General features: G+C 65.8%; 14 protein-coding genes. All 14 read right to left on the minus strand.

Features of this window, described 5'->3' with window-relative positions; all coding sequences use genetic code 11:
* Window positions 1-5553 carry a hypothetical protein gene (locus tag ACFUPX_RS08230; RefSeq protein WP_383317938.1) on the minus strand — a complete coding sequence of 1851 codons (5553 nt, stop codon included), beginning with the start codon at window positions 5551-5553 and terminating at the stop codon, window positions 1-3.
* A gap of 177 nt (window positions 5554-5730) precedes the next feature.
* Window positions 5731-9771: a type IV secretory system conjugative DNA transfer family protein gene (locus tag ACFUPX_RS08235; RefSeq protein ID WP_383317941.1), complete on the minus strand. Its 4041-nt coding sequence runs from the start codon at window positions 9769-9771 to the stop codon at window positions 5731-5733.
* Between the two features lie 136 nt (window positions 9772-9907).
* Window positions 9908-11965, minus strand: coding sequence for a hypothetical protein (locus ACFUPX_RS08240; protein WP_383317944.1), 2058 nt, complete (start codon window positions 11963-11965; stop codon window positions 9908-9910).
* A gap of 143 nt (window positions 11966-12108) precedes the next feature.
* The gene (locus ACFUPX_RS08245; protein ID WP_383317946.1) at window positions 12109-15018 is read right to left on the minus strand and encodes an AAA family ATPase; all 2910 of its coding nucleotides are present in this window, start codon (window positions 15016-15018) and stop codon (window positions 12109-12111) included.
* Window positions 15019-15287: 269 nt separating this feature from the next.
* Window positions 15288-16526 (minus strand): acetyl-CoA carboxylase biotin carboxylase subunit family protein, encoded by a 1239-nt coding sequence (locus ACFUPX_RS08250; protein ID WP_383317949.1) that lies wholly within the window; start codon window positions 16524-16526, stop codon window positions 15288-15290.
* 477 nt (window positions 16527-17003) lie between these two features.
* Window positions 17004-17150 carry a hypothetical protein gene (locus tag ACFUPX_RS08255; RefSeq protein WP_383317952.1) on the minus strand — a complete coding sequence of 49 codons (147 nt, stop codon included), beginning with the start codon at window positions 17148-17150 and terminating at the stop codon, window positions 17004-17006.
* Window positions 17151-17367: 217 nt separating this feature from the next.
* A complete protein-coding gene (locus ACFUPX_RS08260) occupies window positions 17368-17916 on the minus strand; it encodes a hypothetical protein (RefSeq protein ID WP_383317955.1) in 549 nt (182 codons plus the stop codon).
* Between the two features lie 139 nt (window positions 17917-18055).
* Window positions 18056-20344 carry a relaxase MobL gene (gene mobL / locus ACFUPX_RS08265; protein WP_383317958.1) on the minus strand — a complete coding sequence of 763 codons (2289 nt, stop codon included), beginning with the start codon at window positions 20342-20344 and terminating at the stop codon, window positions 18056-18058.
* Window positions 20345-20438: 94 nt separating this feature from the next.
* Window positions 20439-21485: a hypothetical protein gene (locus ACFUPX_RS08270; RefSeq protein WP_383317961.1), complete on the minus strand. Its 1047-nt coding sequence runs from the start codon at window positions 21483-21485 to the stop codon at window positions 20439-20441.
* Window positions 21485-22009 (minus strand): hypothetical protein, encoded by a 525-nt coding sequence (locus tag ACFUPX_RS08275; protein ID WP_383317964.1) that lies wholly within the window; start codon window positions 22007-22009, stop codon window positions 21485-21487. Before ACFUPX_RS08275 ends, ACFUPX_RS08270 begins: the two co-directional genes overlap by 1 nt.
* Before the next feature lie 63 nt (window positions 22010-22072).
* Window positions 22073-22783, minus strand: a complete 711-nt coding sequence (locus ACFUPX_RS08280) for a hypothetical protein (protein ID WP_383317967.1) — start codon at window positions 22781-22783, stop codon at window positions 22073-22075.
* Window positions 22780-23529, minus strand: a complete 750-nt coding sequence (locus ACFUPX_RS08285; RefSeq protein ID WP_383317970.1) for a hypothetical protein — start codon at window positions 23527-23529, stop codon at window positions 22780-22782. The genes ACFUPX_RS08280 and ACFUPX_RS08285 overlap by 4 nt, the downstream gene beginning before the upstream one ends.
* 113 nt (window positions 23530-23642) lie before the next feature.
* On the minus strand, window positions 23643-24344 hold the full coding sequence (locus tag ACFUPX_RS08290; RefSeq protein WP_383317973.1) for a hypothetical protein: 702 nt from the start codon (window positions 24342-24344) through the stop codon (window positions 23643-23645).
* A complete protein-coding gene (locus ACFUPX_RS08295) occupies window positions 24341-25324 on the minus strand; it encodes a hypothetical protein (protein ID WP_383317976.1) in 984 nt (327 codons plus the stop codon). The genes ACFUPX_RS08290 and ACFUPX_RS08295 overlap by 4 nt, the downstream gene beginning before the upstream one ends.
* Window positions 25325-25491: the final 167 nt, after the last annotated feature.

The following is a 25491-nucleotide window of genomic DNA, read 5'->3' on the forward strand; positions in this document are numbered from 1 at the left end:
TCAGTGCCCCATCCCATAATCGTCTTTGTCCTGCGGCTGATCGATCTCGATGCTCGGCGTGTAGACCGGGCGCGACGCGCCCACGCCCACGGCATGCGCAGAGCGGCGATGCGAGCCGCGGGTGCGGGATGTCCCCGAGTCCTGAGAGATCACGTCACGCTTGACCACCGAGTCATCGACGGCAATCGCAGCGCTGTCCAGGCTGTGCGCTTCAGCGGAGCCCAGCTGATCGAGCTGCCGGGACATCTCAGCCCGGGCCTTCCGGGTCCCCGAGGACGCGAATTGCTCGTTCTTCTCGCCGTCGTAGACGCTCTCGCGGTTCTTGGCCGCCTGCACGAGCGTCTCGAAGCCACCGCCGTAGGCCATCCGGTCCATCACGGTGCCGGCCAGCGACGGGTCCTCTTCGAGGTTGCGGATGAGCCCGGTTTTCGGGTCCTGCAGCGAACTGGCCACACGGGCCACGTAGTCCGGGTTGACCGTGACACCGAAGCCCTCCTTGGACTCGTAGAACTCGATGAACTGCTTCTCCCACTCCGCGGCCGTGGCCTGGACGGGCTCACCGTCGAGGAATGCCGTGCGCCACTGACCGGGGCCGATGTGTTCGATGCTGCGGCCCCTCCAGAGCTCGCGGCCGGGGCCCTGGAGCATCGCGTACTTATGCCGGGCCTCGGCGGCATCGTGCTTGGCCTGCAGGATCGACTGGGTCACCGGGTACGTGACCTCCAGGACGGCCTTGAGATCTTCGCCGCGCAGCGCGCGCACGGCGCGCTGGCTGAACGAGCCGCCCAGGCCGGTGCCGTGGGCCTTGATCGCCGTGGCGAACATCGAGGCTTCCTGGTCGGCCTGCGTGATGCCGGGCGTGCCTTGTGCATCGCCCAGGTTCCGGGCGTAGTCGATGAGCTTCTTCTCGCTGCCCTTGGCGCCGGTCTCGACGCAGACCTCGCGCACGCTCCGCAGGTGCGCCGCGCAGTCCGAGAACGTCAGTGCCGCGCCGAACTCGCCGCGCTGCGCCTGGCGGTACAGCGCGCTCAGCTCCTCCGTCACGACCTGCTGGTCGAGCTTGATGTCCTCCGGCGACTCTGCGTCCGTGAGCGCTTGCGCCCGGAGGTGGAGCCGGTTCGCCTCGCTCCGCAAGCTCTCCAGTTCCTCGGCCAGTCCGGCGTTCTTGGAGAGCGCGACCTGGGTGTCCAGCGAGACCTGCAAGGCCAGCGGGTGCGAGCCGTCGCTCTTGACCACGCCGGTGTCCAACAGGTTGGCCGGCACCGAGAGCTTCGCCAGGGCTTCCGCCTTGGCGGCCTCGCTGTGCAGCTTCACCACAGCGACGGCGTCGCCGTCGAAGTCGCCGTCGAAGCAGGCGTCCATCACAGGGTTGATCGCGGCACCGGTGAGCCGGTCGTCGATCGCTACCCGCATGTAGCGCACGCCGGCGTCACGGAGCACCGGGTCACGCCACACCAGTGCGTGGTCGCCCTCGCTCAGCCCCAGCTGATCTGCCTTGACTGAGCTGAGCGCAATCTGGTCGACGTCCAGGCGCGGGTCCGCGGTCCACACCATCGTCGCCGAGTCGGTGAGCCGCGAGGCCATCAGCCCTGTCTTGAAGATGTTGTTCTTGCCCGTGAGCACCCGGTTCTGCACGTTGGTCGTGATCGCCTCGAAGGCGCGCTGAGCGCGCGAGACCGATTCGCTCATGCCGCGACGCACCTCGGAGCGCTTCTCCGCGGACAGACCCTTGCCGTCCAGCTGCTCGGCCATGTAGCGGTAGCGGCAGGCCTCGACGAAGACGTCCTGGTAGCTGCGGGTGTAGTCGTGTGTGACGGAGGACCCGTCCTCGAACTCCTGGCCACTGCGCACATGTGAGGACACCACCGGCAGCTTCCACGAGCTCGCGCTCACCGTCTCGGTCTGCTCACCGGTCGGATACGTAAGCGGGAACGGGATCTCCATGTCGCCGCCGCGGTCGCCGATGAGACCGCCGAAGGACTTGCGCATCGCCGTAGTGTTCAGTCCCGGGAGCTGCCCCTCCTTGCGCGGCTGAGTGCGCAGCAACGCGGGCATCGGGATGAACCGGCGCTCGGGGCGCTCGTCGAGGCCCTCGGCGTGGCCGACCACCCGCAACGTGCCGTCAGCCTCCATGTCCATGCCGGTCACCAGCAGGTACTCGCGCAGGTTCGACTCGGCCCCGCTGTTGTGGCCGTAGAACTCGCGCATAATCGCCGGGCAGTCCTGAGACTGCAGCGCCCAGGCCAGCTGCGAGGAGGCCTTACGGCCCTTGCCGACACGCACCTGCTCGTCGTCGTAGATCTTCGTCTTCTCGTCGACGGCCATGTGGGTGACCACGAAGCGCATCTCGCCCAGGGCACGCGGCCGCAGTTCTCCGTTGGGGGAGCGCAGGTCGGAGACGTTCCCGCTCATCAGCTCGCGCGCCGAGCCCGCGTTACGCCGGGAGATCAGGCTGAACGGGCTCATCACCACGTCCAGGTCCGGGTTGGCCCGGAACCAGTTAACCTCTTCGACGACATCTTGCTCCTGCGCGTCCTGCAGCGGCATGTCCCGGTCGACGATCAGCGAGATCACACCCTTGTTGCCGTGCAGATCCGAGATCTTGTCGCCCACAACGAGATCGCGCTCCTGGCCACCGGCCCCGCGGATGCGGTGGCGCTCGGCGAACTCCTTCGACACCACGATCGGGTCATCAGCCGTCCAGCCGCCGAAGGTCATCAGCGACGTCTTCGCCGGCGCGGTGACCTCAGAAGACTGCATGATCGTCGAGGCTGTCATCTGCTGGCGGTCGAACGGGTCGTACCGCAGCGTCTCGAGCTCGGGGAGAGCCATGAGCGGCGCACGCTGCCCGGCCACGCTCTCGTCGCCCGGCACGATCCGACCGTCGGCGTCGACCTGGGCCTGAGTGGTCAGGTACCGCACGATTCCCTGGTTGGTCGCGCCTCCGGTCATCACCGGGTCGAAGTAGCCGCTGGGCGCAGCGACGTTGTTCCTGTCCGTGCCGGTGAGCACCGTCATGTTCCGCCCGCCGGTGAGCCGCCAGGCGTCGAAACGGTTGTCGTCAGCCGGGTCAGTCCGGTCGCGCTGGGACCGGTACTCGGCGTAGATCGTCGAGCCGACCTTGATCTCGTTGGAGTAGCGCACACGGCACGCCTCGGTCTGCAGGATCGCGGCCGTCCACTTGTCCAGGCGCTCTTTGATCTCGCCGGTGGACTCGTCGAGCTGGTGCGTTGTGGCTCGCTCGATGAAGTCGATCGGGTGCTTCGTGCCGTACAGCTGTGAGTAGACCGTGTTGAGCGAGGAGGGCTCGCCGGTCTCGCTGCGCCCGGCGATGAGGTCGCCGGCGATCTGGTACTGGATGCGCTCGTGCATGAGCTGCTCGTAGCCGCGCAGGCGCGTGCGATCCTCGACCGAGGTCGGAGCCTCGCCCGGAGTTTGGGCCGTGATCGTGGCCTCGTAGCCCGGCACGACCAGAGCGTTCTCACCGCTGGCGAAGGCGGTGGCGATCTCGCCGTACTCGCCGACATCGAAAACCTGGCCGATCTCACCCGAGATCGGAGTCCCCTTGCCGTCACGGCGCAGCTTCTCGCCGCTCCAGCGGATGACGCCCTGCTCGTCGAGCAGGATCTCGGAAACAGTCGCCGCGTTGCGCTCGATGCTCTCGCGCACGGTGGCCCCGATGCGCCGCATGAACGCAGATTCGTGATCGGCGATCGGCACGGAGCGCTCGTCGCTGAAGCAGACGAGCCGGTCCTTGAAGCGGGTCGTCTGGAAGGTCGAGCCCATCATCTCATCGGGGGAGATCCCGCAACGACGCAGCGCCGAGGCGAGGTTGTCGAGGTTCGACCACTGCCCGGTGGGGCTGGTCATGTACCGCGCCACCCGGTCCGGGTTGAAGCGCTGATCGACCCACTCGCCGTCGATGTCGTGAGGCTCCGCCTCCCAGGTCCCGATGAGCTCGAAGGGGACGTCCTCGGCGTGCTCCCGCACCTTCTCGACGGCAGTACCGCCATAGACGAGGTTGCCCATCTCGGGCACCCCGTCGACCTGCAACTCGCCGATCTCCTCCAGTCGTTCCTGGTACATCTCCTCGGTCGCACCTGGGCGCAGCAGATCGCTGTCCGCGCCGGTGAGCACGTCCCAGTAGGAGCGCTGGATCGCAGCGACCTCAGAGTCAGCCGAGTACTCCGGCGGCTCGATCGCATCCAGCTGTCCGCCGGTTCGCTCCAGCTCGGCCTCAGCACGAGCGACCAGGTCTTCGACGCCAAGAGCTGCCTGCAGATTCTCCCGCGCGCTCTCGACGGCGGCCTTTGCATAGGCCTCAGCGGGCTCGACGCCGACGAAGAAGGCTGGCAGGGAGCGGTTCTTTGCGTCCTGGCGCAGCATTACCTTCGCCCCGGGCCGAGGACCGGATTCGCCGGGGGCCACGTAGTCGCCGACCACGAACATCGACTCCCGGTCGACGTGGTAGCTGTCGGGCACATCCACCACCGTGCGGCCACGGTCGCGCTCCTGGTGCGTCGTGCCAGTCTCGCCGACGGCGTGCCCCGGCAGATCCGTGCGCTCGATGCGATGGCCCTGGGCGAAGCGCAGCAGCTGAACGGCCTCCACCGGCGAGGGGGAGCAGACCGCCATGCCGCCGGGGACCCGGTAGTTCGTCGAGTAGCGCAGCACGGTGCCGTTGTCATAGATCCGGGCTCCGGCGTACTCCTCCTGGCGCGTGTCGGTGAGACGGATCTCCATGCCGGTTCCGGCGATCTTCGCCTTGATCTGACCGGGCTCGCGGTCGCGCATCACCTCGTAGGACACGCCCTGAGCCTTCAGCTCTTCGAGCAGTGCTGCCGAGCGTGCCACGGCGTGCTGGGACATGAAGCGGTTGCGGTCGACACGGTTCGTCTGGGGGTCCCGGCCGCCGTCGATGGCCCACTCGCGGACCTGGTCGTATTCCTGCTGGCCCATCTTGTCCATCAGCGCGGTGAGCCCAGCGGCATCATCGTTCGTCATCGCTCGGCCCGCCTCGAAAGGCTTGCCTTCGTCGTCGATGCGCCAGAGCACTATGTTCCCGCGCCGCGGGTCGACCAGGGTCTCCACCTCGCCGTTGGCAACGCGTCCGATCGTCGCGTCCGGCAGGTACACCAGCGCGGTCCCGGCGCGCTTCACGGTCGCGCGTTCGGACCAGCCGGGGTCGTAAGGGCTGATCGGCAGCCGGGCCGACTTCGGGTCGACCTGGGCACCGACGCCGGTGGCACGGGTGAACTCCCGCTGTGACTGCTGATAGCGCTCGTTCTGCGGGGAATGGTCACCGAACTGCGGCTCGTAGTCGGACACCCGCTCACCGAATGCCTGGTCGATGGCGGAGAGGCAGTCCGTGACGCCCAGACGCGGGTCAGCCAGCGTGGCGCCCCACTGGCCGAGGATCTCGTCGACCCGGGCGCGGATCGCCTTGGCCTGAGAGATCGGAATGACCTGTCCGGTCTGATCCCGGGCCTGCTCGACTGCCTTGTAGTAGACGTACTCGTAGAAGTACCTGCGCAGTCCGTGTGCCTTCTTCATGGCCAATCAGCTTCCTGTGGAGGCTCGGGTTTACATAAGCATGCATAGAGCCTATCCCGCTTATCCAAAGGAGATGAGAGGTCATACGAAAAGGCCAGTGCCGAAGCGGTCCCCATCGATCGAGAGACGACCTCGGCACTGGTCGTGATCCATGGCTGGCCCCCAAGTGGCCGCCGGCTACTTCGAGTTCATCTCGATGGCCATGGCCCGGTCGAACCGGCCATCGGCCAGCACCTCCCAGCTCGGCAGTGAGGCCAGGTACTGGTAGAAGGCCGAGTGGACCTTCACTGTCGCCAGCGACTTCAGGTCCTCCTCGGTGACGTCCTCCTCGGCGAATACCCGCGAGTCCTCGTCGTTCACGTGGCCGTTGATCCGGCGGGCCGCATGGGCGTACGCGTCCGAGCGGATCTGGCTGATGTACGTCTGAGACCCATCCGCGCTGCGCAGCTCGCCGTCACCGCCGACCGAGAAGTGCTCGCGATCCAGTTCCAACTCGGTCTGCGCCGACTTGTAGGCCTCACCGATCTCGATGTCCAGGCTCTTGACCTTCGCCGAGCCGTCGGGGTTGACCAGCGTCTCCTTGCTGATCGTCCCCTCGGCGTAGAGCAGACGCTGCCGCTCGACGCTGACCGCCTGACTTTCGGCGACCGCAACCCCGACCTCGACGTTCTCGATGAACTGGTCCTCGTCGAACATGCTCATCCCCTCGTACGCGTCGGGGTCGACGACCACCGGAGCGTTGGGGTCCTGGCCCTCGTCGACCGTGGTCATCGTCGTGATGACCTCCATGACCTCGTCGGCGTAGACATCGGGATCCAGGCGCTCGATGTCGACCTCTTGGTAGCCGTAGATCTCCTTGTACTGCGCCTTCGCGTCTGCGGCTTTGACTGCCTGCCTCATGCGCTTCTCCAGCATCTTCACGAAGTCCGGCTGGTTCATCCGCACGTCGAAGTCCATGGCACTCGACAGCGTCGGGATCGTCTGCAGCGAGTACGTGTGCCCCGGGTGCTTGATCGTGTTGCCCAGCAGCCGGAACGACATCGGCAGGATCGTCTGGTTGCGGTTCCAGATCGGCGCGTCGCCGGCCCGGAAGACGATCGAGTTGCGCGGCGAGAGGAATGCCATGTCGTTGTAGCTGATCAGCGGCTCTTCCTTGGTGTTCATCGTGTAGGAGACCCGGCCCTCGGTCTTGCCGCCGATGACCTTGTCGAGATCCTGGCTGATCTGCTTGCTGTCACGGTACGACCGGTGTGTCTTGCCGCTCATCTTCTCCAGCGTCTCGATCATCGAATCGTCCGTGGACTTCAAGAAGACGATGTTCGAGGTGTTGCCCTGCACGATCTTGTCGACGCTCTCGCCGTAGACGTCGCGCAGCTGCTGCAGGGTCTGCAGGATGAGCGTGAACTGCTGCTCCTGGCCCAGGCCGATGGAGAGCATCGTCTCGAAGCCGTCGATGCCTTTGCCCTCGGACTGCAGGTTGCCAAGCTCGTCGAGCATGAACCGCGTGCGATAGAGCGGCTTCTGGTTCGACTTCGTCATGTACGCCTGGTCGGCGCTCACGTCGAACAGCTGCTTGACCAGGATCAGGATCAGCTTCGCGTACTTCATCAGGTGGGGTGGAGTCACCAGGAACAGCGCCTTGGGGGACTCCGAGTAGCGCGACAGCGTCTGCGTGATCGCCCGTGCCTGGTACGAGACCTTCTCCGGGTTGCCGACGCCGGAGAAGTCGAGTCGCGTGTCTGAGTAGAGCGTGTCCCCGGGCTGGAAGGAAAGGATCTTCCCGTCCCGGGTGCCGCCCTCACGCACCGGCTTCAGCTCACGCATCACGCCGTTCTTCACGATCTTCTTGCCCGTCACCGGCTCGACCACGTAGTGCCGGCCATTGAGCGAGACCTGGTAGTTCTTCGTGAAGCTGAAGGAGAAGGTGCGCACCAGCATCTTCGTCTGCGGGTTGACCAGCTCCAGCTTGAGCCAGGCCTCGTCGCCGGGGAACTTGCCCTTGAAGTTGTACCGGGCCCAACCCTCGCGGCCGACGATCTCCTCGTGCTCGAAGTCCTCACCCAGGTTCTCGGTGAACATCGGATCCGCGTAGGCCGACCATACGGCTTGCTGACCGACGAGGTGGTCGCGCTTGACGTAGTTCGGCGCGAAGCGCACGCCGAGGCGACGCGGGAAGCTCAGGCCGGCCAGGTCGGTGTTCTGCGAGGGCTTGCCCGAGGTCAGCGTCGAGATCGTGGGGTCGGTGAAGAACGACATGGCGGTGATCGCGATTCCGTACACCGAGGCCAGCATCTTCTCCGCCCCGGCCATCGAGCGCAGCGCGTTGTGGGCGTTGCCCACCAGCGTGCGCATGTTGTTGCGGGGCAGCTCCTCGCTCGCGTTGAAGTACAGGCTGAGCATGTCCTGATCGGCCTTGCCCTCCCACATGAAGGCCTGGGCCGCAGCCTTCTCCTGCTCCTCGGCCAGGGCGTCCTCGTTGTTCTCGAACTCGCCAACCTTGACCCGCTTCTCCAGCTCGGCCTCAGGGTTCTTGATCTTCTTCGAGCTCATCTGCACGAAGAGCTGGTAGCAGTTGTAGAGCGTGGCCTTGCCCCAGAGGTCATCGAGCTTCTGCTCCCGCAGCGCCGGGTCCATATTCAGTACGGCTGCGGCGCTGCGCAGCTCCCGCTCCTCCTCAAGGTAGAAGTCGATGAGTCCGTAGGCCGCGCGCTTGAAGGCGTTGTTGGCGGCGTTGGGCCAGACCGGGTCCTCGCCGCCGTCGAGCGGATAGAAGATCCCGGCGATGTTCTCCACGTACAGCGCGCACTTGGTGAAGTCGCCCTCACGCGCCGCGTCGGCCGCCAGTCCCAGGGGGTTGTAGATGTCGGTCTTCATGGAGTTGATCAGGTTGAACTGCACCGGCTCGAACCCGCGTGTGACCAGGGGCACGTAATTCTTCACCAACAATTCGCCCTTGGGGTCGTTGATGACCATGTTCGAGGGCTTCTTCTCCCGCGACCACATGTCGATGATCGGCTCGATATACGTCTGGCCCTTACCGGCGCGGGTGATGGCCAGCACCATGGTATTCACCGGCGCGGTATCGACCACGTACGCCCCGGCCGGGCGCTGCACCTCGTACGCCGGGAACTCCCAGTCCTTCTTGATCAGGTCAGCGACGGTCTTGTACGTGTCCGCTCCGAAGCCGAGCTTGTCCCGGTTCTTGCCGTCAGGGTTGTACGGGATCCGAGCCGTCTCGTACTTCTGTCGCAGCGTCTTGTTATCAGGGAGCCCGGATGCCTCGAACAGCGCGTCGCCGAAGTCTTCGTCGATGATCGGCAGGGTCTGCGTCAGCGGATCGCCCTCGTCGTCGTCCATGACCTCGCCGGCATAGTAGACGAGGTTCCCCTCCTCATCGATGACGTCCTTCGTGGCGCGCTGGGCGACCTCGACGGTGCCCAGGCCCTTCTTCTTGAGCATCATGTGGCTGAGCATCGAACTGACCTGCACGCTCGAGTGGGCACCGGCGTCGGGGAACCAGTCGTAGTTCTGCTGGATCTCTTCCGGCAGAGCGATGTGCTGGTCGTTCTGGTACTGGTTGATGTCGCTCGTGGTGTTCATCAGGTTCGCTGCGGCGACCTTCCGCGAGAACCACGTACCGATGATGAGGGCGACCATCAGACCCGAGCCGAGGGTGATGAAGAGCTTGAACCCCGAGACGCCAGCCAGCTGCCCGCCGACCGTCGCCGCGCTCTTCTTGGGCTCAGCCAGCTTCTCGGCGCTGGGCTTGCCGCCTTTCGCCGCGGTGTACCAGCTGGGGACCGGAACAGCCTCAGTGCTCGTGTAGCACTTCGCTTTCACGTCCGGGTTGCCGTCCTTGGTCAGCGGCCGGTAGCACTTCACGACCGAGCCGCCCGCACCCGTCGTGGTGTCCTGGACGTAGTATGCGCTCGGCTTGCCGCTGCTGGGTGCGCCCGAACCCACCGACGTGCCCGCCGACAGCACCGCCATGGCGATGAGCGAGTACAAGACCCAGGCGACGATCGCCACCAGCACACCGGCAATCACCGCGGCGACGATGCCCGGTCTGGTCGACCTCAGGGTCCCGAACGTGCTGCGGTCCAGCTGCTGGCTGTCGTAGACGTCTCGGTTCGTCAGCGTCTCGCCTGGCGTCCGCGCCGAAATCTTGTCCCAGCTGCTCGCCTTCGGCCGCGTTGCCTTCCGCCTGTTCGTGACCATCGTGATCCCTTGCTCTCGAGCCTCGCTCGCTCTGCTGTCCTGCTGCCCAAGGCGCCCGCCTGCGCAGACGACGACGGTGAATGGGAGACGCGACCCATGCGCCGTCAGATCACTCCGTCGCTCATGACCGTTCCGCTCAACGGGTCAAGGCCACCCCGCCGATGAACACGACCACGCCCAACAGGAGCAAGAGCGTTACGATCATGACCACGAGGATCTTGTCCGAACTGCTCTGCGCCTCGGAGGCCCGAGCCAGCTCGTTGGCGTAGAACTCCTTCTCGGCCTGCATCTCCGTCTGGCGCACCTCATACCGCTTGGCCGCCGAATTCTCGACCGTGGACAGCTGCTCGAGCAGATCGGTGACCCGCGCCATCTGGGCGTTGGTCTGCGCTTTCTCCAGGTCGAGGCTGTGCTGCCATTCGACGTCCCGCGTCGTCATCTGCATGATCGAGCCCTTACGGTGGCTTTCCAGCTCGTCTTCCATCCGGCGAATCCGGTCGGCGTGCTCAGAGCGCACCGAATCCAGGAGGTCCTGCTGCTCCCGGCGCAGGACGCCGATCTCGTCCGTGGTCCGCAGGTGCTCGGCCAGCGCCTCGGACTGGGCGATGTCGGCCTTGCGGTTGTCGTCGACGATCCGCTGGATCTCGGACTTCCACTGGTTCAGGCGCTCTTCCTCGGCCGCCAGGTACTCCGCCTGCCGTTCGGCCAGCACCTCGAAGATCTGTGTCTGCCCGGTCTGCATCTTCAGCGTCGCGTCCGAACGCCGGACCCGCAGAATCTCCTGCCGGTTGTGGGCGTGGGTATCTTCGATGTGCCGCTCGATCTCGGCGACGGAGTCGATCTGTTTGCGCTCCATCTTCGAGCGGTTGCGCTCCTTGTACTGCAGTTCCGCCGAGAGCGCCGCCTGCTGGGCCACCTTGGAGGCCTGCGACTCGTAGTCCTTGGCGATCTCCGCCCGGCAGGCCCGGATCTTCTCATCCTTCTCCGTCTGCCGCTGCTGGTGCTCGGCCTCGGCGGCGTCCTTCAGCAGCTTGTACCGGGAGCCCGCGCGGTCGGTGGCCACATCGCGGATGACCTGCTCGGTGTGCGCCGACATGAGGTTGACGTAGAGCGCACGCAGCTCATCCTCGTGCGCGGAACGGAGCTGCGTCAGGTCTGCGTTGGACTGCCGGTTGAGCTGGGCGACCTGGTCCCCGAGCCACTCCGTCGCACCCTCGGGCACAGCGATCTGCACGACCGGCGCGCCGATGGCGAAGGTCGCGTTGAACTCATCGAGCCGGACGTCGAGGTCCAGATCCTCGGAGAGGAACCGGCGGGCGATGACGTCGCGCACCTGGGCCTGATCGGCCAGCAGCACAATGTCGCCGGCCTCCTGGTATTCGCCGTCGACGCCGTAGCCGGCGTCGGTCTCGTCGAAACCCTCGTAGTCGGCCACCTCGTGGCCGTCGTGGTCTGGCTCCGACTCGACCGGGACGGTGCCCGCGTCGTCCTCGTCGAACATGGGTGCGTCCGCCCCTTCATCCTCGTCGACGACGTCGCTGAAGAGCGGCTCGTCGTCCAGGCCCTCGTCAGCCCCCTCGACACCGGGGATCCCGTCGAAGATCGCATCCCCCTCGTCCTCCCCGAGGACCGCAGGGGCGGAGGTAGTGGCTCCAGCCTCGGCGACCAGGCCGCTGTGCTCTTCCCATGCCTTCTTGCCCACGGCTTCTTCGAGGCTCGTGGTACCTACAGCGACAGAGCGCGCCTGCGCGAAGGTCGCATCGTTCCCCAGATCGACGAGCAGATCACCGCTGGACTTCTGCCACACGACGGCCCAGGCGTAGGTGGCACCGGTGAGTAGCGAGTACTCCTCCATGCGCGCGAGAGTCTCATCGGTGGGGATGATGCCGAAGACCTCCTCTTCGATCATCTCCGCCGTGGCCACCGTGCGGATCTGGTCGGAGCTGATGAGCTCGATGATCGAGCCCTTCGCCTCGTCCCGCCCGTGCCGCCTGCTCAAGCCGCCGATTTCGTCGGCTGCAAGCACGAGCATCACCCAGGCCGTACCGCTGGGAAAGACGAACTGCCTGTTCGACCGCAGCAGCTCGACCGCCGCCGGGATTGCTGTCTCTCTCACCACGGAGGCCAGTAGCGCGTCGGGCTTCTTCTTGCGTGCCTTCTTCTGGCTGACCGCTGCCGTCCCCAGAATGCCCATTGATGCGCGATCCCTTCGCTAAAAGAACACGATTCATTTGGTTTAATATTTTCTTATTGTCACCCTATCGATGTAGGCGATCGTGAGGCACGTAGGTGCTATTGACTCATGAGTCGACTAGTTCCCGCCGTCCTCGAACCGGCTCATCGCACCGCGCTGACCTCGACATAGGCGTCGGAACTCAGCAGGTTCTTGTCGTCGCTGACCAGGTCACCGACGACGTCGATGCGGATCTCCCGCTCCGAGGGGTGCTCGTTGAGGAAGGTCGCCACCGCGGTGGTGACCTCTTCGGTCAGCTTCGCCACAGCCGCACGCGCACCACCGGCATCAGAGTCGGTGTCTCCCTTGTCCTCGATGAGGTACTGCAGGACCCTCGCATCGACGTCGACCCGCATGTTGTGCTTGACGAACACCTCCTCCACCATCTGGCGCAGCTTCTTCCGCACGATTTTTTGCTGCGTCGGCAGCGACAGCGGCTGGAAAGGCACGATCGCGTCGATACGGCCCAGCAGCTCGGGCGGAAACCGGTTGTCACCCGTCGTCGAGGAGATAGAGCGACGGATGAGTTTCTCGTACTCCATCAGCTGCTTGCCTGACCCTGTGTCGTCCGCCGCGTACTGCGAGATGTCCTTGTAGATCTCCGAGCCCGCGTTCGTCGTCAGCACGATGTACGTGTTGAGGAAGCTCACCTCGCGGTTGTTGTCGTCGTTGAGTCGGCCGTCGTCGAGCACCTGCAGGAGTACGCGCGTGACCATCGCCGAGGCCTTCTCGACCTCGTCGAAAAGCAGTACAGCGTGGGAGAGGTCCCACACGCGCTTGGTGAGCTCGGAACGGAACGCCGCGAACGACGAGTCCTCGGCGTACTCCGTCATGTCGAACCGGATGAGGTGCCGCTGGTCATCGCCGAACAGCAGTCGCGCCAGCTGCTTCGTGAGCTCCGTGTTGTGCGTGACCACGAACTGACCAGCCTGGTAGAGGTGCTCCTCGTCGTGGACGTAGATGCACGACGAGCTCTGTTGCTCCGGCAGCTTCTCGATCGACGCGATGCCGACCATGTCGAACTTCTTCACGCGCTTACGACCCGAGGTCTCAATGGCCGCGCGCCGTGCGATCTCGTGCTTGCGGGGGAGGGAGAAGAACCGGGTCTTGCCCTCGTTGCCGACCTTCACGTGCACGTCGTACTCGGCCAGTTCGCGCCCGCCCTCCTTCGTGCGTGTCCACGAGTTGACCGTGTTCGAGACGCCGAGCGAGAACAGCACCTCCCTGAGGTCCTCCGCGAGCCCCTTGGAGAACGTCGAGTACGAGACGTTGAAGCGGTCATTCGAGCCGCGGATGGATCCGTCGGTGTCGAAAAGGCCCTGCACCAGCGCCCACCGCTGCTGTACCGATCCGTGTTTGTACCTCTCCGGGATACGGCGCTCCGCCGAGCGCGCACCGATCAGACCGGGAACCGAGGCGAGCACGTCCTTCGTCTGGTACAGCGAATCGCGGCGGTCCTCCACCGGGCCAACACCGACAGGGAAGACCCAGCTGTAGTTGCGTCCGTACGACTTCGGTGCCGACCCCAGCCACTCGCCCACCATCCACACGGTGTGGTCGGCGTCGTCCCCGTCGGACGAGAGCGTCAGCTGCCTCTCAGTGAGGCACCCGTTGCCGATGAGGACACCCAAGACGTACGGGTCGACGTCGAAGTCCTGCTCCGGCCAGTGCACCGGTCCGTTCGCCGGGATGAAGAACTGCAGACCCCCCCGAGAGTCGCCGGGGCAGGTCCGCAGGACGCCACGCTCGACCATTTCCTGCGTGCTCAGGACCATCGGCGCGACGTCCTTGCCCGCATGCTTCTTCGACCGCTGCTTGGCTGTGTAGACCGTCCACAAGTGCGGTCCTCCAACGTCGAGAGTCCGACCGTCCCATAGCGTGACCCGGTAGACGTCCTGCATGCCCTTCGGGAAGTGTCCGAGCACCTCGACCGGGCGACCTTGGCGACCGAACACTCTGTCGCCCGGGACCAGGTCGCCGTGCAGCTTCCAGGTGGTCTCGCCGTCGCTCGAGTAGACCGGCACCTGCGTCGAGTCGATGCAGAATTTCCCCACACCGGTGGAGCCCGTGAACAGCAGGCTCGCCATCGGCTTTCCCTTGTCGTTGAGGTCCGCCACCGACAACTGCAGACGGCGCGCCACCGCGCTGGTCGCCCAGTCCTGGCTGAACACCTGGGCGTCCAGCTGCTTCTTGATCTTTGCGCCGTCGACCCGGAATGCGACGTTCACATTCAGGGACTCCATGAGTACGTCCGAGAGCAGGTCCCGGTTCATCAGCCTGTGCGTCAGGCGATGCCAGCCGACCATGGAGTCGAGCACGAGGATCGACTTGCGCGGCTGGGCGTTGGCCGGCATGTAGCGCTGGGTGTACTCGTAGATCTGCCGGAAGATGTGGTCGTCGTAGAATTCGTCGGCCACGCCGTACCGTTCGGCCATGCCCTGCAGGATCTTGATGGTCGTTGCCTGGTCCGGCGGGTTGACGTTGATGCGCTGCAGGCGCTCGACGAGCGGCTGGTTCGGTGAGACGTGCTTGTGGAACTCCTCGTAGGTCGTCGCCGCGATGATCCTGATGCCTCGGGTTCCCGAGGCCGCGAGGACCGGCTTGATCGCCTCGACGGCGGCGTCGGAGAGCTGGATGATCTGGTGGAACTCGTCGATGAAGAGCACCAGTTCGTGCTTCTCGTCCTTGACGAAGTCCTCGGCCTCGTCGAAGAAGCCCTTGAGTATCGCGGCCATGTTCTCGGCGTTGCCCGCCTCGGAGATCATGCGAGCCGGGTCCACTTCGAGATAGAGGCGATCCGGATCCACGAGCATCGTTGCCTGGACCAATGCGGTCTTACCCGTTCCGGCCTCGGCCAGTAGAAGCGCGTTACACAGCTCGGGACGGCTCATCGAGGCCAAGAGCTGCATCGTCTCGTGCTCACGGCCGACGATGTCGCGCTCAGCCTTGTTCAGCGGCTCCGAGAGCTTAGACAGGAGTGGGTAGCGCTCATTGAGCTGTGCCTCGTGGAACATGCCGGACAAGACCTCTCGACTGAACTGAGGATTCAACTGGAAAATCAGTCAAAATCCTATCACGAGTCGTATTCGACAGGGCTTCGGATAGAGAACTCGAAAGGCTTCGGGGCCCACTCCGGGGCCTTTCGTTCCGTGCGTTCGTTGCGGTCGCTCACCCGCTGATTCGGACTCGGTGCCCTCCGGCGTCTGGGGCTTCTCGAACTGGAGGTTGAAGCGCTCGCTGGCGGGGCCTCGTTGCTCCCCTCCGTGCCGGCCTTATGGCGTGGTCATGCGGCGCGCTGTGCCTCGGAGGTGACCTCCACGACGACACGGCCGAGGACCTCGTCGAGGTGCTGCTGGGTGTCATGCGCACTGTCGCCACTGACGACCGCGAAGCCGCAGCGGATGTTGTTCGGCGTGGTGCTGGACGGGGTGAGCGTGGCGACGTCGCCGACGTCGCACAGCCACTGAAAGTGCTCCAGGTGATGGTCGTTGCCAGGGAGCAGATCGCGGTGGGTGACAAGACCTGCGGTCGGCGGGTAGATCATGCCAATGGCGGCGCTTCGCTGCCGAGTGGGGCGCAGGTCGGGGATCTCGCCGCAGGCGAGAGCGGCGGAGGCCAGGGGCAGGGAGATCCCAGTGGCCAGGCGCACGAGTTCGCCGATGAGGTCGCCGCCCAGGCGCGCGTTGATTTCGATGACCCTCGGTCCGTCCTTGGTGAGGCGGATCTCAACGTGGCTGACTCCGTGGGTGATGCCCACAGCCTCCAGAGCGGCTGCGGCGACGGGCGAGACCTCGTACAGGAGGGGGTCGTCGGCAGTGACGCTGTGCGCGGTCTCCATGAAGTAGGGGTCGAAGCCGACCGACTTGCGGGTGACGGCCACGGCGCTGGTGACACCGCGGTGGGTGACGGTCTCCACGGAGACCTCGGGTCCGTCGAGGTACTCCTCCACGAGCACGCCGTCTCCCTCGGGGCCCTGGTGGGCGGCGCCGGCGGAGGCGATGGACCAGGCAGTGGGCAAGTCGGTGAGCGTGCCGACTCGGACGACACCAATGCCGCCGGCGTGGGCAGCGGGTTTGAGGACGACCGGGTAGTCGACGCGTTCGGCCGCGGAGGCCGCGGCGTCCAGGGTGTGCACCCAGGTGGAGGCGGCGGAGGGGACGCCGGCAGCGGCGAAGCGCTGGCGGGAGGTGGCCTTGTCGCGGGCGGCGGCGACGGCCGCGAGGGTGTTGCCGGGGCGGCCGCCGAGGCTCTGGGCAACGCGGGCCACGGTCATCAGGTAGTACTCGTCCCAGGTCACGACGCCAGCGATAGGCCTGCGGACGGCGAGCGACGCGGCAGCGGCGTTGACCGCGATCGGGTCGCTCAGATCGGCCACCTCGTGGTCGATGACATAGGGCTTCTGCCAGGTCGCGGGTGTGTCGTTGATCAGCAGCAGCGGGTAGTGGGCCGCGGTCTGCTCCAGCAGGTAGCTCTGCATGGGGCGCGGGCCGGAGCCGATCACGAGCAGCGTGGAGTGGGACACAGTGAACTCCCTTGAGATTAGGTCTGGTTGGACCGGGATCACACAGCGCGCGGCGTGTCGGCCGTGGCAGGGCGTCGGCGGGGAGGGCGGCGACCAGTGCGCCGGCCACGGGCATCGGCATCACGACCAGCACGATGGTCATGCTGAGCGTGCTGCCGAAGAGGGTGGCCGGGATGAGACGGGCGCGCAGGGTGCGCAGGGCGACGGTCAGCGCGCCTTCACCAGCCATCAGGACGGCGATGGTCACCGCTGCGAGAGCTCGGTGGTCAGGCGATGAACGCGACGTCGGGCACCGGCGTCGTCGAGGCGTTGAAGGTGGGCCCGGCCGTGATTAGGGAACGGTGCATCGGCCCCATCGCTCCGAGTGGGGGGGCTGGGGGCGCGTCGCGACGGCGGCGCACGGTGGTGCTAGAACCAGCTGGCGGCGACCCAGCCCTTCATGCCGTACGAGCCACTGGAGAAGGATTCGCCGTAGTATCAGCGGTTGCCGTAGCGGTTCTTGGCGGAGCAGAGCACGTAGAACTCGCCAGCCGAGTCGAGCTGCCCCTTCTTCTCGTAGGCCACACCCGGGCCGGTACGGATGGCCGGCCATTCCAGGTTGGGGCCTATCACGCTGTGGTTCATGTCGTTGCTCAGTCGGGGTTCGGGATGACGGGGCTGGCTGCTCGGGCTCCCCACCAGCACACGAGATGCGCCGGTTTGTCTGTGGGGCAGCCCTGCGGAGAGGGCTGCTCGCCCTGACAGGAGCGGCGCCGCGAGTGCGTCGAGGCATTCCGCTTGCGACGACGGCGAGTTCGCCGAGTGACATCCAGGGGCCTTTCGGCTTGACCCGGTCTCGGTCTCAGCCGACCGCCGGCTCCTCGGCCTCGCCCTCGGCTGCCTGCTCCTGCTTGGTCTCGGGGGCCGAGGCCTGAGCCTGCGACTCCTTGGCTGCCGCCCGTGCCTGGCGGGCGGCGCGCATGGACGCGAACTGGTGGTCCAGCGTCTTGTCGTCGACCTTGAATTCGGAGGCCTCGACGGATTTGGTGTTAACCACCAGGCCAGTGCCGCGCGTCGCGGGCATCACGTTGCCCTTGAAGCCGTAGATGGTTCCGACCTCGGTGCCGTCCTTGTCCAGGATCGGCTCGGTGTCCGGACCCGCAGCCTTGACGATCTCCTCCATCTGGCCGGTGGAGTACGGAGCGCCGTTGTTGTAGCGGACCTTGCCGCCCTCACCCTGAACTCGATCGGACTTCAGATGCAGGTTCGTCTGCTCCGGACCGCGTGGATCTCGAGCGTCGAGCTGGACGTCGGCGTACTGGGACTTGCCGTCCTTGGTGGCGCCGTTCTTGTAGACCTTCGCGATGAGGTTGACTCCGGTCATCGCGCCCTTGCCCTTGAGAATTGCCATGATCTCTTCCTTCCACTCGTTTCGACTGCCCTCTGACAAGTCGGCATAGATCAGTTCACGCCGTCCGGACAAGACATTGAAACCCGGTCTAACGCTCTTCACGCTAATGCTCTCATAGATCACTCGACAAGGCCGCCGACTAGTCTTTCTGCTCACGTTCAGAGTCGGTCGAGATGGGAGATGACTGCGAATCGGATGCCATTCCTGCGTTCGCTGTGGTCACAGCCTGATCGACCTGAGCCTGGACTCGCACGACGAGGTCGACGTCCAGTGACGAAGCCTTGGACCGCCGCATCCGCTCGGCCTGCTCGCTCCCGGCGCGCAGCTCCGCTATCCGGGAGCGCAAAACGAGAGTGCCGGAGTCCTCGTCTGTCTGCTGAAGTGCCAGCTCCCGGGAGACCCGTGTCATCGCCGCGACATCGTCCACCGGCAGATCGGGAATTGCCTCGGCCTGGCCGGACTGGTCCAGGTACTCCATCGACGCCAGCAGCAGCCGCCGACGGTCCCTGGTCGTCTCGACGAAGGTCTGGTGTGCGTGCGGCCCGATCTCGACGTCGGTGACAAAGTCGTATTCCAGGTGGTGCAAGTCCAGGGCCTTGACCTCGTCGAAGTCGTACGCGGCACCGGCGACGATCTTGAGGTTCGTGCTGACCGCGTCGGTCTCCGTACTCGCCTGATCCTCGGCGCTCGACCCCACGCGCAGTACCAGGTCGGAGGAAGCGAGATCGGCCCGCAGGTTGTCCAGCTTCTGGTCATAGGACTGCTTCATCGTCCGAATGCGCGCGTCCAGCACCGCTCGGCCGCGCTTGCCCTCGGTCAGGAGCCTGCCGCCGGGCTGATCGTAGATCGTCCGGCCCAGGTTCTCGGCCGCCTTCGGGTCCTTCATTCGCTGCAAAGAGGCATCCGCACGCAGCGCCATGAGCGAGAGCAGCCGCTGGCCGTAGGCCGCCACGTCCTGCTGCTGCCCGTACCACTGGTCTGCGTCCCCGGGGAAGGGCAGGAAGTGCCGGTACTTGCGCATCAGCCGCCGGTGGTAGTTCTCCTCGAAGCGGTAGAAGTCGTAGAGCGGGCGCGAGTCCTCGGCGGCGACGTCGGCCTTCTCGGCCTGTTCCCACTGGAGCGCGAGGTCGCGGTAGACCCCGGCCTTCTCCCGGTGGTGCTGCAGGCGTGAGGCGTAGCTGCGCAGTCGGAAGCCGAAGGAGACCAAGTCGGCCTCAGTATTCTCGTCTTCGCCCTGCCGGTCCGCGGCGATCACCGCCATCTGCTGGTAGTCCATCCCCATGACTTCGAGCATCGGCGTGCGCACCCGCAGCTCCGACTCCGGGATGGCCCGCAGCATCTGGTAGACGCCGTTGACGGTGCGCTCCATGATCTGCGTACGTCCCTGCTCGACCAGCTTCTGCCATTCCTCCGTGCTCAGAGACTCCTTCACGCGGCGGTCGTTGGCGTAGTCGACGATGCGTTCCATGGCCTCCGGCATCGGGGACCCGGCACGGTCGAGTTGCTCTTTCACGACCTCGGTCACCAGTTGGTTCGCCTTGCGCATACGGGCGTCATTCGAGCCGGCGCGCCACAACGTTCGGTCTGCCGGCAGGCAGGCGAGCAGGAACTGCGGCAGGGACTCGGCGCGGATCCGCTCGTGCGCCCACCGCTTGATGAAGGTGGTGACGTTGCGCCGCTCGTAGCCGACGGCGCTGGAGAGATGAGCCACCGCCTGCTTCTCATCGAGCCAGGCGTCAACACCGCGGCGCAGCCTGGACTTGTGCCGGTCCAGGAGCTTGCCGCGCTGCGTACCGTTCTTCGTCACATGGCCCCGGCCGCCGTCGACCATGGCCAGGTGGCAGTGCACGTGCTCGGTATCGACCTGGATGACCCCGACGTAGCGCAGGTCGTCGAAGCCGCTGGTGCCCGAGCTCATTCGTTCCAGGCCGTGCATGATCGCCATGCGTAGCTTCATCTGGTCGATGTGGCCGCGGTAGTCGCCGCGGGCTTCGCAGTGGAAGTCCTCGTCGACGATCTTGTGCTTCCGCAGGTACTCCTCGTCGAAGGACAGCACCGTCTTGAGCACGGTCTTGCCGTTCTCGAAGTGCTGCTGGATGTCGTTGGCGGCCGCGCGCAGCTGCTCGTCGGAGAGTGAGACCGAGCTGTAGCCGAAGGCCACGCCGCCGTTGCCCTGGGCCTGGCGCATCTCATGCTTCGCCGCACTCCGCGAGATGCCGGCGCGCTCAACGGCAGACTCCCGTGCCATGTAGCGCATGATGAAGTCGTCGGTGCGCAGGCGCTGGATGGGAGCCAGCGACTCGGTCGCCTGCTCGCGGGCCATGTACCGGGTGACGTAGTCGCCCGGCGTCGCACCGCGTGATCCCTTGCCGTCGGGCAGAGGCACGCTGAATTCGTTGACCAGGATGATGTCCTGCTTCAGGCCCATCGTTGCTCTCCTTCCTGTCTCGGTACCGATGCACTACGGCCCCGGCTGCTGTCCACCAGCAACCGGGGCCGCGCTCGTCATGCCTGATCCGTCCTCAAGACCCCAGGCTCTGCTCGCCGTTCTCGCCGAAGTCCAGATCGGCCGCACGCTGGGCCACCTGGAGCTTGCGCTCGTCCAGACTCGGAGCGGGCTTGACCTCATGTCGCCGGGTCTCCTGTTCCTGCTCCTCCAGCTCCAGGTCGAGATCCAGATTCAGGTCGCGCTGTGCCTCACGATCCGGAACCGGGGGAGCGAACGCCTCCTGCTCCTCGGCTCGGTGCAGGGCCCCAGCCACGCGCTCCCGGTAGAGGTTCTCCGTGGTGCCTTCGGTGCTCGCGCGCTCGGTCTGGTACTCCTCCTGTTCGGCGGCGATCTCCGCTTCGATCTGCTGCAGACGCGCGCTCATGCCGTCAGCGACCGGCGCTGCCTCAGGCACGGGCGCTCCGACGACTTGCTTGACCTCGGTTCCCAGGCCCAGCTCGTCCTCGGTGAACAGCGAGTTGATCGCGTCCGAGCGCGCCTTCAGCCCGCGCGCATTGACCACAGCCTCAGCCCGTGGGACGCCGTCCTTGGAGTGCTCGGCGAAGTAGTCGGCGAGGTCGTAGCCGCTGGACTCGAGATCGATCTCCAAGCCCCCGATGTCGTGGATCTGGGTGAAGACCACGGCCGTATCGTCTTCGGTCTGTGTCCCCGACGGAGCGAGCACGAGCATGTCCGCCGTGGCCGGTAGCTCCCACTCGATCCCGGTGACCTGCTCGGGCACGGCGAAGCCGCTCGTGAAGTAGCCCTTGCTGGCGAGCACGACCAGCTGCTGGTCGTCGAACTCGTAGAAGGCGTCAAGCTTCTCGCCCTGGCCGGGGGAGTAGGTCACCTGGGAAATGCCGAACGGCAGTGCCTTGGCCGGGGTGACCGAGCGCAGCTCGCCCGTCAGGTGCAGATACGGGCGGTAATTCTCCTCCTTGCCCCGGTGCTTGAGGTCGAGCGATTCGACCATGACGCCGAGCTCGGCGGTCACCCCGGCCAGCCGGTATGTCTCCACTCCTCGTTCACGTAGGACACGGTGGGCCCATACGTCGTTCATCGTCAGTCCTGCGATGCGCATCACTTGCTCCTCTTGCGGTTGGTCTTGCTCTGGTTGGTGGCCCTGGTCGGGGACTTCGGTGTGACGTCGGCCCCGGTCGCCTCTCGCCGAGCGTCCCGGATCTTCGCGATCACCCGCGTTGCCCAGCGCCACATGCCGCGCATCACGACGATCTCGCCCGCAGCGAGCAGTGCGACCAGGAAGAGGAGCGGCATCAGCCACATGGCGATACTTTTGTCCGCACTGAGCGCACCCCGGGATGCGCCCGACTGCTGGTGCAGCCATGCGCCCAGCAGCGGGATGATGACCATGGCTGTGATGAACGCCAGCAGGTAGTCGGTGAGCAGGACGATGGCCCGGAAGAACCCCGCCCACACCACGACGGAGAACCTGCCGGTCTCCTTCTTCGGGGCCAGACGCCGCCATCCAGTGCGCAGCTTTGAGTCCTTCTGTTCCTTCACGGGCTTCGCCGTGGTCTTCTTCGCCGTCGCGGTCGTGCTCGTCGTGGCGGTCCTCTCGGTCTTCTCCAGGGTCTGGGTCGACATGTTCGTGTCCTTACGTCTCGTCGGGGTCTTCTCTCGTGCGTGCTGAAGCGGTGGGCGCTTCGCTCACCCGGTCGGCTTGGGGGTGGGCTGTTCCTCGCTGGCGGCAGCGAGGGCGTCGCGGGTCTCGCCAGAGGCCCGATAGGCGTCCAGCGACGTCACCGTGCCGTCCTGGGAGGTGGCGTAGGTGAAGACCACGAACTCGCTCTTGGCAGCGCTGTTCTGATCCGGTCCGACGCGGACCGGATCGAGCCGGGCCACCCCCGTGTAGGAGTAGTTCAGGCCCTTCACCCGACTCACATCGATGTCCAGATCAGCGAGCGTGTATGTCGTCCCAGCGCCCTTCGTGGCTCCGGTCGCCGTCATCCACTGCGGCACGAACTCGGTGAGCGCCCGGGACTCGTGGTCGAGGAAGGCGTAGCGCGCATCGAGCAGTACCTGCTGCTCCTTGACGGTCCGGGTCGATGCCGAGCTGTCGGTGAGGCTGAGCAGAAGGGACCGGCCCGTCGTCCTGTCACGGTTCACCCGCTCGATGTCCATGCCCGGCAGCTGAACCAGCAGCGCCGTGTGCTGCGTTGCGAGCTTGGCCCGGGCGTCGCCGAGGTTGCCTTCGAGCTTGTGAACAACCGCATCGGCCTGGGTGTCTGACGCGGCCGGACCGTCGCTGAGCAGGCTGGCTCCGAGCGTGACCACCGAGAGCGCGAGCAGCGCCCCGGTGCCGCCGAGCAGGATCTTCCCGGCGTGCTGGCGCAGCTTGTCCTTGATCTCCTCCTTCACGGTGCCTGCACCTCCTGCTTCAGGGCCTCGCCCGTGGCCGTCGTGCCGGTCTGGATGTTCACGAACGCCTTGCGGACCTGGTCGTAATCGGCGCGGGCCCAGGCCAGCACCGCCGGCCTCTCGCCCGCACCCGTCCTGGTCTCCATCGCCAGCCAGGTCAACGTGATGGTGCTGTCGGCGTTGACCAGGTAGGGCACCTGGGCGACCCACTCAAAGCCAGAGTTGAAGCTCATCGGGATCCCGACGCCGGCCGACGCGTCCTTGTCACTGGCGAGCAGGTACCACGGCCCCAGGTCCGCCTGGTGCACCGAAGGGGCGAAGTAGGGGATGAGGTTGCGTAGCGTCGACTGAGACGCCGCCATGTCGAGCGTGCCGCCGTCTGCCGCCACGCTGGGCGTCAGGTAGCGGTGGTCGTTCTGCAGCTTCGCGACCTGACCAGCCGCCGTCAGGGCCGCGGTCAGACCACGCTCGGCGTCGTCGGCCTTCGGCAGCGCCGCCGTCTTCGCCTCGGTGATCCTGATTTGCTCCTGCAGAGAGGAGATCTCCGGCGCAGCCGGATCACTCACCGCGCTCTGACCGCCGGAGAACCCCGCAGAGAGTACGAAGCACAGCAGTGCGCCCAGACCCATGCTCACGCCTACCACGAGGGTGCGCCTGCGCAGGCCGCCTGCGGGCTCCGTCTGCTCAGGCGTGTCCGCGCCCTCCTGCGAGGACGCGGATGTCTCGCCGAAGCGCGTCTTGCGCATTGCGCCTCTATCCGACTCATCGGTCTGTGTCGATGCCATTTGCCCTCAACTCGCGCTTTCACTCGAATACCAGGGATACTCTATCAATAAGGCGAGTCCAAAGGCTGTATGAGTCATCCAGAATAGTGAGTCTCGCCACTTGCCGGAGCGCCGGAGAGATTCGAGACCTTGCCCTGGGCGTCGACCGTGACGAACAGCAGCGCGCGCCGGTGCGCCGTGACACCGGCTTTGCTCGCCTTGTTCTGGGACACCGCGTCGGAGGTGACCTCGACGTCGGCCAGGATGGCGTAGGTGTAGACACCCGCCTGGACATCGACAACCTCGATGTCCGGATCCTCGCCCAGCGCCGAATTCAGGCCGACCGTGTCGATGTAGGAGTAGCGCCGCCCCTGGGAGTCCTTGTTGAACCTCGACGGAGGCATGAACGACTTCAGGAACGTCTCGTTCTCGGCGAGGCCGAACTGGCTCTTCAGGCTCGCGCGCGCCGCCTCGTAGCTCTGTTCCGAGTCCCACGTGAAGGCCATCGAAAGCAGCGACTTGATGCGCTCGCCGTCGGTGCTCAGCCGGTTCTGGCTGACCCCCAGGGCCGCCATTACATCCCCGTTCACCTGCTCGGCGTTCTTCTTCTGGATGCCTGCCAGATGTCCCTCGACGCCGTTGATCTGGGTTTCCTGCTCAGCCAGGGCCGCGTGCAGGCTGCTCCAGGTCGCGCTGGCGACCGTCGCGACAACCGCGAGGACCGCTGTCGTCACCAAGGCCGAGAGGTTGCGCCGGAAGAATCCCCGCCGTGTGGGTGCTGACGTCTGCTCCGTCATCGCTTCCCGCCCTTCTTCTGTCCGCCCGTGCCGCTGGGTTCGGGGACTCCGGACCGGGCCGGCATCTTGATTGCGGGGTTCTCGTACTGGGCCCCAGCGGCGGTCACCACGAGCGCCAAGTGGTCGAAGGCCCCCGTCGTGCCGTTGTGCACGTAGCGCGCGCTCGCCCAGGCGAGCACCTCGCCGCCTTTCGTGTCCCGGCACAGCCAGACGACCTTCGCCTGGTTTGTCATGCCCGAGACGTTCTTTATGCTCAGGTCGGGCATCACCGTTTCGACCTTCCACGCGTACGTGCTCGGGGCAGCTGCGTTCTGGCCGTCGTAGCGGATGTACCAGGCGTAGCGCGGATCGATCTCGGTGGTCGCGTCGAACGGCGTCAGCGACGAGGTGCTGTACGCCTCCTTGTCACTGGCCAGGAAAGAGTCCTTGCTGAACAGCGGGGCCATGTCCCGGCGGTGTTGGATGATCTCCAGCGTGGCCTTGTTCGGGGCCCCGTTGTTCGCGCTGGGCTGGACGCTGGCCTGGTGGAACAACGTGGCGAAGGCCTGCTCCCCGGTCGCGACCTTCTTCGCATCGGCAGCTGCCGCCTCGGTGAGCTTGGACAGATCCGCGGCGGGGTCCGCGGTCACGGGCGTGGACTGGGCGTCATCCAGCTGCCCCTTGAGCTGGACGATCCGGGCCTTGTTGTCCGCCGTGCTCGCCTTGAAGCTCTCGCCGGCCACGCCCGTGGCGACGACCAGGGCAAGAATCCCGACGCCCATCACTGCGGTGACGCCGCGCCTGATCAGACGTGCATTGTCCTCAGGGGGGCGCACCTGGGCCTTCTCGCGCCGGCGCATCGTCCAGCCCGCGAAGCGCTCTTCGAGCTCAGCTCCGGTGACCTTCTTGCACGTCTTCGGTGCCACCGGCCTCTCCTCGGGCATTGACCAGGTCTCCTGCTCGGGGTCCGTGCTCTCGGACTCAGCATGGACAGTCGTCACGGACGCACTCCTCACTCCATGTTGCTCTCATAAACGATTCGAGTCTATCGGGAAAGGCGTTTGTGACCGACTTTGAAACGATTCGATAAGGAGTCTGAAAAGCGAAGCCGACACGCAGGACCTGCACCGGACATGAAGAAGCCGGTGCCCGGATCACCCGGCACCGG

Source organism: Streptomyces sp. NPDC057302 (assembly GCF_042667685.1).
Lineage (GTDB): Bacteria > Actinomycetota > Actinomycetes > Streptomycetales > Streptomycetaceae > Streptomyces.

Excerpts from the sequence above, each read along its gene's own strand:
- ACFUPX_RS08230 (WP_383317938.1), bottom strand. The coding sequence starts at position 5,553 with ATGAAGAAGGCACACGGACTGCGCAGGTACTTCTACGAGTACGTCTAC.
- ACFUPX_RS08235 (WP_383317941.1), bottom strand. The coding sequence starts at position 9,771 with ATGGTCACGAACAGGCGGAAGGCAACGCGGCCGAAGGCGAGCAGCTGG.
- ACFUPX_RS08240 (WP_383317944.1), bottom strand. The coding sequence starts at position 11,965 with ATGGGCATTCTGGGGACGGCAGCGGTCAGCCAGAAGAAGGCACGCAAG.
- ACFUPX_RS08245 (WP_383317946.1), bottom strand. The coding sequence starts at position 15,018 with ATGTTCCACGAGGCACAGCTCAATGAGCGCTACCCACTCCTGTCTAAG.
- ACFUPX_RS08255 (WP_383317952.1), bottom strand. The coding sequence starts at position 17,150 with ATGAACCACAGCGTGATAGGCCCCAACCTGGAATGGCCGGCCATCCGT.
- ACFUPX_RS08260 (WP_383317955.1), bottom strand. The coding sequence starts at position 17,916 with ATGGCAATTCTCAAGGGCAAGGGCGCGATGACCGGAGTCAACCTCATC.
- mobL (WP_383317958.1), bottom strand. The coding sequence starts at position 20,344 with ATGGGCCTGAAGCAGGACATCATCCTGGTCAACGAATTCAGCGTGCCT.
- ACFUPX_RS08270 (WP_383317961.1), bottom strand. The coding sequence starts at position 21,485 with ATGCGCATCGCAGGACTGACGATGAACGACGTATGGGCCCACCGTGTC.
- ACFUPX_RS08275 (WP_383317964.1), bottom strand. The coding sequence starts at position 22,009 with ATGTCGACCCAGACCCTGGAGAAGACCGAGAGGACCGCCACGACGAGC.
- ACFUPX_RS08285 (WP_383317970.1), bottom strand. The coding sequence starts at position 23,529 with ATGCGCAAGACGCGCTTCGGCGAGACATCCGCGTCCTCGCAGGAGGGC.
- ACFUPX_RS08290 (WP_383317973.1), bottom strand. The coding sequence starts at position 24,344 with ATGACGGAGCAGACGTCAGCACCCACACGGCGGGGATTCTTCCGGCGC.